The sequence below is a fragment of the Pedobacter sp. MC2016-15 genome, from assembly GCF_026239695.1.
In the GTDB taxonomy this organism is placed as follows: domain Bacteria; phylum Bacteroidota; class Bacteroidia; order Sphingobacteriales; family Sphingobacteriaceae; genus Pedobacter.
Genome location: NZ_JAPIVS010000003.1, coordinates 235,194 through 247,848 on the forward strand (window position 1 = coordinate 235,194; position 12,655 = coordinate 247,848).

Genomic DNA, 12,655 nt, shown 5'->3' on the forward strand with positions numbered 1-12,655 from the left:
GCTGTCAATGGTTAAAAAAAATCTTAAATTGCATACAATGATAAAAAGACGGCTATTATTTGCTTGGATTGTGCTCATCACCTGCAGCACCGCTGTTGCACAGCAAAACCCGCAGAAACCTAATATTGTATTTATCCTTGCGGATGACCTGGGTTATGGTGATGTAGGCATTTACGGGCAGAAGCAGATCCTTACCCCTAATATAGACCAGCTAGCAAAAGAAGGAACTCAATTTACGGACTTCCATGCTGGAGCCCCGGTTTGTTCTCCATCACGCTGTTCTTTGATTACTGGCTTAAATTCAGGTCATGCGACAATCAGGGGCAACTCCACAGATCATGGCGGCATTGGTGGAAAGAAAGGTAAATCGGTAGTTTACCGTGCCAATATCAGTGATAAAGATTATACCATTGGTAACCTGCTTCAGGATGCAGGATACAACACTTCATTGGTAGGCAAATGGCATATTGACGGTTATGATTCTTTAGCCACACCGCTGCAACATGGTTTTGATCAGTTTAGCGGCTGGCTGATTAACAAGCCTGAAACTTATGCCAGCACGTACTGGCCTGATAAAAGATACCGTAACGGTAAAATCGTGACGATAGAACAAAATTCAAATGGTAAAAAGGGATATTATGAAACGAACCTTTGTACAGACGAGGCCTTGCAATACCTTCAAAGCCAGAAAAATAGTACAAAGCCCTTTTTTCTGATGCTGAATTTTAATAATCCACATTCGCCATTGGATGTTCCTGATCAGGCAGTTTTTAAGGATAAAGACTGGCCTGAAGATATGAAAACATACGCGGCGATGGTCTATTTTATGGACCAGTCAGTGGGTAAAATCAAGGACTACCTGATTAAAAGTGGTCTGTCCAAAAATACGATCCTGATCTTTACTTCAGATAATGGTCCAAGATCGGAACCTACCCCTCAGTTATCTGCTGTAGCTGATTTCTTTGACTCCCGTGGTAAATTAAAAGGTTTTAAAAGAGACATGTATGAAGGTGGCATCAGAGTGCCCTTTGTCGTGTGGTCGCCTCTCCTGAAAAATGCACCCAAGATCAGTAAAGTCCCTGCATATTTCGCTGATATCATGCCGACCTTCGCTGATATCGCGGGCAAAAGAGGAGGATATAAATCGGATGGTACCAGTGTTTATCCTGACATGAAGGGTAAGGCTTCGGCAACTGACCGTTTTCTGTACTGGGAATTTTTTGAGAATGGTTTTGAACAGGCCGTACGTTATGGTAAATGGAAGGCGGTGAAACATAAAGGCAAACTTGAACTGTATAACCTTGATGAAGATCTGGGGGAGAAGAATGACGTTGCCAGGGCACATCCGGATGTGGTGAAGAAGATTGAAGAGTATCTGCTGACCGCAAGAACGGAGTCGCCATATTGGTCGGCTAATTAATTTTTTACTGTACAGTAATCACATTTGTATGTACTAAGGTCACTTTATCACAGTATATGGTGTATTAGGCCAGTATACTCTTTAAGGGGCTGAAATTCGACCAGATTTAATCTTTAATTTTGTACTGTTCCTAACCAGTATAAATTTCTTAAGCATGATGAGGTCGCTCTTCCTACTACTTTTGGTGGGAATCTCCCTGATGGTATACAGCCAGAAGAATGTTCCCGCTGGGGATAAGATTATTCCAGATCTATTATTTGACCGTTTTTCAAATAAGGAGGGTTTGCCCGACAACCGGATCCGTTCTATCTTCCAGGATAGCAGGGGGTATCTGTGGGTAGGCACCATGAACGGCGTTGGCAAGTATGACGGTTACGGGTTCAAAAAATATGACAGTCAGGCTGGTCATTCCGGTATCTCAGGAAACTGGGCTTTTGCCCTTTGCGAGGATGCGGCCGGGAACATCTGGATGGGCACATTGAACGGACTCAATGTTTTTGACACCAGGAAAGAAAAGTTCAAAAGCTACAAAAACATTCCTCATGATCACAGTTCGTTGTTTTCCAATAAAATTACAGCTTTACACTTTGATCCCTCAGGTAAACTTTGGGTAGGAACCAAGGATGGTCTGGCCAGATTTGACCCGCTCACAAACAAGTTTCAGACCTTTAAACAATATCCCTTACAAAGCTATATCAGCAAAATAATCAAGTCCGAGGGTGACCAGATCTGGATTGCCACAGCAGCAGGGATGGTGCAGTACAATACAAAGACTAATGTTTCTAATTTCTACAGGCTTAACCTGAAGCCTGATCCTTACGGGAATTATTTCTGGTCCTTGATGGAAGAGAAAGGAGACCTCTATATCGCCACGGCTACACAAGGACTGATCAGGCTGGGATATGATGCGCAGACAGGAAGATACCTGCAGTTTGATGAACTGAAGATATTTCACGAACAGGATCTTTCACATACCGAGGTATTTGATCTTTGTAAGTCGCCTTCGGGCGATCTCTGGCTGGCTACCGACCGGGGACTCGTACGAATACAAAAACCAGGTACCACCTCTGCCAGGCTTCATCTGTACAAAAATAATCCACTGAACGCCCAGAGCCTAAGTCACAATACCGTTTATCAGGTTTTTATTGACCGTACCAACAACCTTTGGTGCGGAACTGAGATGGGTTTAAATAAATTGGATCTGAATGCCTTGTCTTTTCAATACTTCACCTTCCAGGACTCCGGATCAGAAGACCAGGTACGCAGTATTTATTCTGTGAATGGTAAAGATATCTGGATGGGTACAGCAAGGAATGCAATCTATAAGTATAATCTCGTTCAAAATACGACAGAAACCTTTAGGCTCAGCAAATTTCCACAGGCTTTCAATTCACACAGGTCTATATATGTGGACAGCCAAAACCAGGTCTATATGGGCACGTTGGGTGGTGCACTGGCACTCAACCAGCAGCAACCCGGCAGCTCTCAGAAAATTAGTGAGGGTGCTGCAGTATTTGCATTTTTAAAAGACAGCAAGGGAAACCTCTGGCTGGGAAAAAATGATGGATTACTGCAAATAAAGAAGGATGGTACCCGTGTGAACTATATGCATGACCCTAAAAATCCTTATAGTCTGAGCTCCTCTTTTGTGCGCTCAATCTATGAAGATCATAATGGCAAAATATGGGTTGGCTTTGAAACCTCGGGACTTAGTTATTTTGATCCACTGACGGATAGATTTACCAGGGTAGCTGGAAATAGGGCAGGGGAGCATGTAGCGGGTAATATCATCTACTCCATTGTAGAGCATCCCAGGAATGTGATTTGGGCAGGGTCTGAGGCAGGGCTAAACAAATTGACGCTGCAGGAAGGTCAGCATGGACCTTACCAGGTAAGAATCAAAAACTATTTTGAAAAAGATGGCTTATCAGATAAATCTGTCAACGGGATACTCACCGAGAAAGGAAATTTCCTATGGATCAGTTCCATCAGGGGGCTATCCAGGATGGATATCGCAAAGGAACAGTTTGAACCCTATTTACCCACATTGAATTTCAGTTTTAGCTGTGCCTATAAATTCAGTTCCCACCAGCTGATGTTTGGTACCTCAGATGGGGTGCTGATCTTTGATCCCGATAAGATCTCTTCCAGTCATGTATTGCCGGAGGTAATGATCTCCGACCTGAAATTGTTCAATAAGGAGGTGACCATCGACAGCGCTTATAATGGGGAGGTGATCCTTAAACAGAGTCTGAACCACAGCAGGGAGATTTCCCTTGGCTATAAAAATAATGTATTTACGCTTGGTTTTATCGGCCTCCATTTTTCAGACCCTGCAAACAATTCATATGCGTATCAGATGGAGGGTTTTGATCAGGACTGGATTTATACCACCGCCGCTGAACGCTCCATTACATATACCAATCTGGATCCGGGAACGTATTATTTTAAGGTAAAGGCAGCCAATAAGTTTGGCAAATGGAATCAGCGTCCGGCTGTATTAAAGATTAATATCTTACCACCACCCTGGAAAACCTGGTGGGCCATCACGGGTTATCTGATCCTTTTAACCGGGTTGACACTGATATTAACGAGGACTGTCATGAGAAGATCCAAACAGCGTAATGCGCTGGAAACGGAGCGCTTGCTGCGCCAGAAAGATGTGGCTATACATCAGGAGCAACTGAGCTTCTTCACCAATATTACACACGAACTGCAGACGCCGCTCACGCTGATAAATGGATCAATCGAGCGCTTCTTCTACCGCAACAGCGGCATGGGAAACCAACCCAAAGAAGCGTATTTCCTTTCGGTGGTACACCAGCAATCTTCGAGACTCACCTACCTGGTAAACCAATTGCTGGATTTCAGAAAAGCTGAAGCCGGACATCTGAAAAGCCAGGAAAGTTATCTGGATGTCTCCAGCCTGCTGTCCAATATTGCGGGGCTGTTTGTACCGCTGTGTGATCAGAAAAACCTGGATTATACCATTGAAGTAGAACCCGGTATTGTGGGATGGATGGACAAGGATAAATTGGAAAAAATCATATTTAACCTGCTGTCTAACGCTTTTAAACATTCAGATCTGAACCAGTCGATCTTGTTTGTAGTGAATAGTAATCACCACGAAGATACACTGAAGATCGTGGTTCAGAATTCCGGTTGCCAGTTAAGTGTAAGTCAGCTGTCGCAGATATTTGAAAAGTTTTTTGTGGTGGGCGACAAGCAAACGGAGAATTATAGCAATGGCATTGGCCTGGCTTTTACCGCAGAGCTGGTAAAACTGCTTAAAGGTCATATCAGTGCCCGCAGTGAGAATAACTGGGTAAGTTTTAAGGTGGTACTTCCCTTGCTGAATTCAGTAAAAGCACAGCCTGATGCTGCCGGCCAAAGTCCACTGGCCCATACACCATCCTACCTGCTACGTTCAATCACTGCCAGCAACGATGACCCTGAACAGCTCAGCACCAAGGAAAACAACAAGCGGGCATTAATCGCAGGTCTTGAGCAGACAGAAAAAAAATTTATTCTGATCGTGGAGGATGAGCCAGCAATACGTTATTTGCTGAAGGACTTGCTGGAAGAAAACTACATTGTTTACGAAGCGGAAAATGGAAAACAGGCGATAGAATTGATGATGATCATTACGCCCCACCTCATTATCAGTGATGTGATGATGCCTGAAATAAATGGCCTCGAATTGTGTAATAAAGTAAAAAATTCTGCTGAAACCTGTCACATACCATTTATTCTGCTTTCAGCCAGAAGTTCAATTGAGCAAAAAACTGAAGGATATGACGCCGGGGCAGACGCCTATATTCCTAAGCCCTTTGACACCATGCATTTGTTGGTCAGGGTTAGAAAGCTGCTGGAATACCGGCAGCGGCTGCACGATATTTTTAAAGATGAAAATCCAATTGCCGGACTGGAAGAGAAAAATCTTGCCGATGAAGACAAACGATTTTTAGACAAGCTGGTGCAGGTGATCGAAGAAAATATGGAAGACACGGAGATGGACGTTTTTTATTTGGAGTCAAAGATGTCGGTGAGCAGAATGCAGATTTACCGTAAACTGAAAACGCTTTCGAACATGACGCCTGGCGAGTTTATTAAACATATCCGTTTGCACCATACTGTGCATCTCCTGCAAACCACACAGCTGAGCGTTTCGGAGATTTTTTACCGGTCAGGATTTAACAATCAGAGTCATTTTTACCGGGAATTTAAGAAACGCTTTCAATGCTCGCCCAGTGAATACCGGGCACAACAGAAGATTCATGTCTGATCAAACAGACGTCTTTCCCTAATTGCCGGCAGCTTTCATTTTGGGTCTTTTGTCTGGCCATAATGTCCCTCTTGAGATCATTTTGGGTGATTGAATCATCGACATTTGATGATGTATTCTAACCTAAAATATAAGCCAGATGAAGATTTTACTGACATTTTTGTTGGTTGCCGGTATGGTATGCCGGACGACCGCACAGACTTCAACAGTTGCTGGTTTGCGTGCATTGCCCGCTCCTGATACCAGCGTGATTTACCAGACAACAGATTTTGGTGGAGGATTGTGGAATTATTCAGCCGTCACGGGCGCGATAGATAATACAGGGACGATCCTGGTAAACACAGCAACGGGTGGCAGGTATAAAAGAATATTTGACGGAGCGCTGAACATCCGATGGTTTGGCGCCAAAGGGGATGGGCTGACCAATGACGTCCCCGCCTGGGATCGTGCCAAAGCTGCCCTTCCGCCGGAAGGAGGAACAATATACTTTCCAAAAGGTAAATATATGTCGGATGCCACTGGATGGAGGGTATACAGAAGTAACCTCCATATCAAGGGTGATGGTATGGATGCTACTTATTTGATTACCCCGGAGCCGAGTAATGCTTTCGGCCTTCAGCTGGCACCTTACCGTGACGCGGGTTGGAGTCTAAATCCCGCAACTCTTTATACTTATTTGGATACCGCTGCGGTTGGACAGGGCGATATCAGACTGAAGCCAGGTCAGGATAAAACTTTGCTGAAGAGACATACAGTGCTTTTTTTCAATGCCGGAGCCAATTATTATGACCAGTTCTATGGAGAATTTCAGGTCATAGATACCCTGATCGGGGATAAATTGTTTTTCAGATACAATTTTGCCAGGGATTATACAGCAGCGAGGAGCTCTTGGAATGGAATGCTGCTGGCGCCTTTTACACCACCGGCGGTGAATTCCACTGCGGTTGCAGAAATCCAGTCGCCCCCTGCAATGAACAATAATGTGGCGATATCACTGGGAAACGATCTCTACCAGGTTACTGCTGTTTCACGCAATAATGTAACCCTGAGGAACCTGGGAAAAGGTAATGGAACCGAGATCATCCCGGCAGGTACGAAGGTGTATAAGGCGAGAGCGATATATCTGACACCCTCCACAGCTTACAATACTACCGTCGAAGACCTGACCATTGATGGGCACAGGAATGGTCTGGTGGTATCCAATTCTGTAAAAAGCTATTTTAACCGCATCAGGTTAGTATCGCATAAGGGATTGACTTCTGAAGGATTATGGCTGGACGGAGACGGTGGCAGAGATATGTTTTTAAATAATAGTGAGGTGTACTCTGATGGAGTACGAAATTCGCAGATGGCACGCAGCTTCGGCGATATCAAATTCAAAACCACGAAGTTCTGGCAATCTACACTTGACTTTTCAGAGTTCAACTACAACTTCGATGTGGAGGATTGCGATATACATTTGCATAAAATCAACAATGTAACGCTGAATTCAGCAATTAATGTCGGCACTTCTACCACTAACGGCAGGATTTTTAAGAACAGGATATCAGCATCAGATGCCAGCAACGTAATAGCTGCAAGCGATATCCAGGGTTTTAAGGCATCATCACGTGCAGCAATGGTAATCAGCAACAATATCATCTATGCGGACCGCTGTACAAATGGTATATCGGTATACACGTCCGGAACCGTTGCCATTGAAGACAATACGATTATCGGCAACATTGTAAACATTTTCGGATATTCAGGTGCGTGGCCCTACGGAGCCACCAATCAGCTTACAGAAGGTCAGAGGTTTGTATTCGGATCAGCAATATCGATCAGAAGAAATACTTTTGTTGGTTATGCAGAAACTTTTATGGCCCGGACAGATCCTATCAATATCGATGTACAGGACAACTATGTGAACAGATTTGGGCCTGCATGGTACCCTGATGCCAATGCGCCTAATCTGGGCAATATTATCCGGGGAAGTGTGTCCAGTATAAAACCTACACTAACGGTACCAGCTGAAGTGATGATATTTAAAAATAACCTGTTTAAGGGATGGAATTATACACAGTTTTCTTTCAACCTTCAAAGGCCGCTGGATGATAGGGTAGATGTATCCAATAACCGTTTTATTGATCAGACCGGTACCTACCGTGCCGACAAAGATTTTGTGATCAAGCTCAGGGATGCTGATGCAATGGTTTATGGTGATATCAACTACCTCCCTATGCAGAAAAATCAGGAGCTCGACTGGAAGGTGTATACCACTCTTGTGAAAAACCTGGGGGGCAAATTGGAAACCATTGATACGCTGACAGGGAAGGAGCTGCTTCAGGAAATTTACAGCTTTAATCTCCGCAATAAAATAGAAATGATAAATCCGCTGCTTGGGGATGCTGCTGCATCCAGGATCCCCATTCTGGGTTGGGAAAAACCCATGTATAAGTATTTTGCCAGTAAGACTTTTACACCAGCTGACTTCAGCAAAAATGCCGGCTGGAAAGGGGACGGAAGTACAAAATATGGCGTGGTTGGGCAGGTACAGGATTTCGATTTCAGGGATGTTGGGCTTTTTGTGAACCTCACCGCTGCGGGTGTTTCTCCCCTGGAAACGTATATTGGGGGCTATGGCAGCGATAACTCTGCGTACTCAATCCGAAAAAATGGATCTGTTTTAACGGGTTTGGGAATGGCCGTAATAGATAGCACCTTTACGGAGCAGCCTGGATTTATCTTTTCCGGTCAGGCCACAGGCCGGCAGCTCAATTATATCGATATGGCAAACCGGCCCGCACGTTACAATACGGTGCTCAGGAACCAGCTGGTATCTAGGGGGCAAATCAATCTGACACTCTTAGCGCAGGGAGCAACGCAATTAATCAATACCAGATATTTTTCGTCTGCCACTGTAGGTTGTTACGGTATTACTAAATATCTGAGCTTAAGGGAAGTGAGGAGGCTTAACCAGGTTATTTACAAAGCCATGCTGGCATTGGGAAGAAGTGTACAGGTGAACCCTGATAACACACCCATTGATGACAATGATCCTCCTGGTTAATATCTATTTCAAAGGAGGTTCAAACACTTCAAATGAGGCTATAGGTACTGGCCCGTCACCAATGGGGATAATCTCCAGGGTATGCGGGCCATTGCTGATCCCCTGAAGAACGGTGGTTTGGTACTCCCGGGATTTATCGGTTCCCAAAATGGCAGTATACACAGGTTGGTACATTGGTACTGCTGACCATTTTACCTCGAAGCCATTGGGTGTAGCAACTTTGAATGTTTTCCTGATGCGGGAGAACATGATGTCATCCGGCTGGATGACTACTCTTCCTGATCTGGAAGTAAAAGGTATAGTGCTGATTCCTTCACCATCAGCTCCGGTTACAGAACCAGTAACGCGGTATTTGAACACCGTACTGTCGGGGCTGATTTCATATATCTGTAGTTTCCAGTCTTCACTGATCAGTGGTCTGGCATGTGAAATTTGCCTGATTGCGGGCCACCATGTACCCGTACCTGTACTCGGGCGAGTGATAGCATAGACGGTATTGCCGCTCTTGACGGCTTTACCGTCCAGTAAGATCTTCAAACTTCCTGTGGATTTGATCTGCAGGGGATGGCCCCAGTTGATATCAACTCTGTTGCCTGTAAAACTTAACTTCAGGCTGCTTTCTTTGGAGCTGCTGAGGATTGCAGCATTATCGATCTTCCAGTCTTTGCCGCTGAGGGTAATTGCATTTGGCTGTTCCTGGTCCAATGCTGTAACTGCATTGTACCGGCGTACATTTCTATACCAGTCTGATGGAAACAAAGGGTTGTATCTGATATGGCGGCATACCAGTTTTCCCAGGAGCCAGTTGCCGTTGCGGTTGGGGTGAACGCCGTCTCTGAGCAGGTCGGTTGGTTTCAAATGATTTTCTTCCAGATACTGGGGCCACTCATTTGCAATGTCTGCCAGTTCCAGGCCATAGCGGCTGGCGATGTACAGGAGGAATTTTGCCTGGTTCTCATCGGATTTAGTTTGTGCTGCATTGATATGATGGTTCATCAGCAGTACATCGGAGGTGGTGTAACGGCGTACATTGCTAAAAATTTCTTCCAGTTCACCAGTTCTTTCCCCGCCATAAACATGGAAAATAATCAGGTCGGCATAGGCTGGATAAAGGTCATGTACCGCAGTGCGTACCAGATGGTCTGCCGTGAAGCCCCCTATAGCAAGGTTTTTTACCTCTATATCGGCATCAGGAAACTGCTGCTTAAGATTTGTCGTTATTTCCGCCGTAAATCCTGCACTGCCAACGATCGACTGTCCGTAGATGAGTACGCTCACTTTATTGTGGCGCTCGCGGCTGCTGGTTTGCAGCAGGGAAGCACTGCGCTGTAGGCGGGCGCCAAAAAACGCTTGATTTAGAGCCGGTTTTGGTAGCGGCATCGTATCCATCGGAGGATGCAGGGTTTCATATTTCTGGAGTGCTTTTTTTTCGGCACTGCCCTGTGAAAAGGCTTGTTCCTGCGCCTGGGAGCTGGACACGAGCGTAATATATAACAGTGCTGTATAGAATCGGTTTATTTTCATTTCTCAGTTTTTAAGATGCCTCTCGTAATAATGGTTGTATATCCCGCCACCTTACCAGTTTGGTAAGGGTTTTCTATATGGATAGTAGTATTGTTTTCAAAGAGGGTACCGAGGATACCCGGGTATAGTGGATCGGTTTTTCCTTCAGGTTCAGTGCCATCGTTGAAGAATGCCTGACGGCTGACGATGCTGCTTTTAAGAGAACCGGGATGAAAGGCCTGCAGGGTGTTGTTCCTGATTTCTACACCAGTAGTGCCCGTACCCAATAAAGGTTCTGTTTTATTTTTAAACAACCATATAGCGATATAGGACTGTCTTCTGCCATCCGTATTGATCACATGGTTATTGCTGATATAAAAATTTGATGTCAGGTTGTACCTGTTGATATTTAACCTCTGGTCGGAGCGGATATATATTCCCTCAGAATTGAGGAGCTGATTTCCGCTGATCACCACATCGTCGCCCCCCGAATAGAACCAGATCCCGCGGTTATTGTCCTGTAAAATATTATTCAGAATTAGCATATGTTGTGCTGACCATTGTGTGAGCACATACTTGCTGCCGGGAGCAGGGATGATATCCCAGGGCCTGCTGATAAAAATTGTGGTGTCATTATTCCCTTTTATCAGACGCTGCTGCCCGGTGCCAGTACCGCTGACGATCTTTATGCTGTAGTTGGCGGGATGAACTGCGTATTGCCAGTCGGTACTCACCCTATCTGTCAGGTCCTGAAATTCTTTTTTGGTATCAGTGACGCTTGTGGCTGTAGCATTACTGATCATTCCCGCATTCTGCTGATGGGCATTTCCACCCTGGCTCAGTATAGTTTCACCCTGGTTTGCGTTTTTGATAGCGGCACCCCTAACTTTGAAAGTGTTGCCGGTGACCACGATATGCGAGGTATAATCCATGCTCAGTCCTCCGGTTTCACCTTTTGATTGTTGATTGCCATTCCTGATAAAGGTGTTATTTGCAAAGACCGCATGGTGACAGCCATTTGCTCCGAACCTTCCGGCGTTGTACTCCATCGTATTATTGCTGAAAATAACCTCGGAGGAATTTTTTAAGTCCCAGGGCCATGTACGGGTTGGGGCATTGATATTTCTCACCCCGGTGGTACTGCTTTTAAAGGTACATCCTGTGATGAGCAACTGATTGATGCCGACCATTGCCATACCCCAGCCTTTATCGAGCTCAAAAACACAATTTTTGAAGGCAAGCCGCGATCCTCCCTCGGGCATATTTTTGATGGTATGGAGGAAGCTGCCACTTTCATTCACGTTTCTCAGTGTGATATCCATCATGCCGCTATTACTGATCCCTCCGGGCCATACCATGCCCATTCCCTCAGCACGGCTGTCAGGCCAGCCCAGTGTCCAGCCATACGATGCCTTGACGCGTTCTGTGGAAAATGGGGTGCCATATCCATAGAGGATTGTTGTCTGCCCCGGTCCCTCTCCGCGAATGACCACGCGCGACCGCATCGTCAGTCCACTGCCAGCAGCATACATTAGTTTATAATTTCCTGCGGGGAGATAGACAACACCACCACTGACGGCAGCAAGATCGATAGCTTCCTGAATTGCTGCACGGTCGTTCTTCTTTCCGTCACCAGATGCCTTCGTTTTTAATCGTGGATCGGTTTTTATATTATAAACGTTGCTGTGAAAATCAAAAGCTGCGGCCCAGGGTACCTCAAAACCGAAAGGATCAGCTCCAGGTTTGAGTACCCTTATCGTATCTTCCAGCAACGCTTTTCCATATTGCCCTCCATAACCGTTTGTAATGCTCAATTGATACAATGCTCCGGGACTGAGATTTTCAGGGGCAGTCACTTTAATCTCAAATTCTGAACCCAAAGCAGGCACAGTAAGGCTCGGCAGTGCGTGGTCTAAAGGGATAAATGTAACCCTGGACTGTACGTTTTTAACAGACATATTCCTGCCATATACACTAAAGTTTGTACCTGGTTGGATCGCATTGAATTGCGACACTATCGGGCGTGCCCGGTTAATAAATACAGTTTTGCTGAACTGGCCATTGCTGGAAACCGATACCGCGTAAAGCCCGGCCGGTATGTTCGCGGGAAGTTTTACAGCCGCAAAGTTTGCTGACAACTGAACGGCCTGAAGTCTGCTGCGGGAGCGCAGTGTTTTCCCGGATCCATTAAGGGTACTGAGCCAGAACTTTGGTTCGATGCCGAAAGCATGACCCTGTAAACTGAAAGTTTCTCCGGGGCGGGCAGTTTCACTGTGGTTAAAAATCACAGGCTGTGCCTGGCTACCCCGGACATACAGAAAAGCTGTGAAAAATATCAGGAAAACCGCGCTGTATCTCATTCTTGGGATTTATATCTGGTCTACAAAAGTAGAAATCA

General features: G+C 45.4%; 5 protein-coding genes. 3 read left to right on the forward strand and 2 right to left on the reverse strand.

What is annotated here, in order from left to right:
- The first annotated feature begins 37 nt into the window (after positions 1-37).
- The 3 genes from OQY15_RS10075 (at position 38) to OQY15_RS10085 (ending at position 8,754) form a co-directional block, all read left to right on the forward strand.
- Positions 38-1,420 carry an arylsulfatase gene (locus tag OQY15_RS10075; protein ID WP_265790951.1) on the forward strand — a complete coding sequence of 461 codons (1,383 nt, stop codon included), beginning with the start codon at positions 38-40 and terminating at the stop codon, positions 1,418-1,420.
- Positions 1,421-1,574: 154 nt separating this feature from the next.
- Complete coding sequence (locus tag OQY15_RS10080; protein WP_265790952.1) at positions 1,575-5,705, forward strand: two-component regulator propeller domain-containing protein; 4,131 nt, start codon at positions 1,575-1,577, stop codon at positions 5,703-5,705.
- Positions 5,706-5,844: 139 nt separating this feature from the next.
- Positions 5,845-8,754 carry a glycosyl hydrolase family 28-related protein gene (locus OQY15_RS10085; protein WP_265790953.1) on the forward strand — a complete coding sequence of 970 codons (2,910 nt, stop codon included), beginning with the start codon at positions 5,845-5,847 and terminating at the stop codon, positions 8,752-8,754.
- 3 nt (positions 8,755-8,757) lie between these two features.
- On the opposite strand, the gene OQY15_RS10090 is transcribed toward OQY15_RS10085, so the two are convergent.
- Both OQY15_RS10090 and OQY15_RS10095 read right to left on the reverse strand, forming a co-directional pair.
- The gene (locus tag OQY15_RS10090) at positions 8,758-10,278 is read right to left on the reverse strand and encodes an SGNH/GDSL hydrolase family protein (protein WP_265790954.1); all 1,521 of its coding nucleotides are present in this window, start codon (positions 10,276-10,278) and stop codon (positions 8,758-8,760) included.
- Entirely contained in the window at positions 10,275-12,617 is a 2,343-nt protein-coding gene (locus tag OQY15_RS10095; RefSeq protein WP_265790955.1) for a glycosyl hydrolase family 28-related protein, read from the reverse strand. Before OQY15_RS10095 ends, OQY15_RS10090 begins: the two co-directional genes overlap by 4 nt.
- Between the last annotated feature and the right edge of the window lie 38 nt (positions 12,618-12,655).

Coding starts and splice junctions, on each gene's coding strand:
- OQY15_RS10075 (WP_265790951.1), top strand. CDS start 38: ATGATAAAAAGACGGCTATTATTTGCTTGGATTGTGCTCATCACCTGC.
- OQY15_RS10090 (WP_265790954.1), bottom strand. CDS start 10,278: ATGAAAATAAACCGATTCTATACAGCACTGTTATATATTACGCTCGTG.
- OQY15_RS10080 (WP_265790952.1), top strand. CDS start 1,575: ATGATGAGGTCGCTCTTCCTACTACTTTTGGTGGGAATCTCCCTGATG.
- OQY15_RS10085 (WP_265790953.1), top strand. CDS start 5,845: ATGAAGATTTTACTGACATTTTTGTTGGTTGCCGGTATGGTATGCCGG.
- OQY15_RS10095 (WP_265790955.1), bottom strand. CDS start 12,617: ATGAGATACAGCGCGGTTTTCCTGATATTTTTCACAGCTTTTCTGTAT.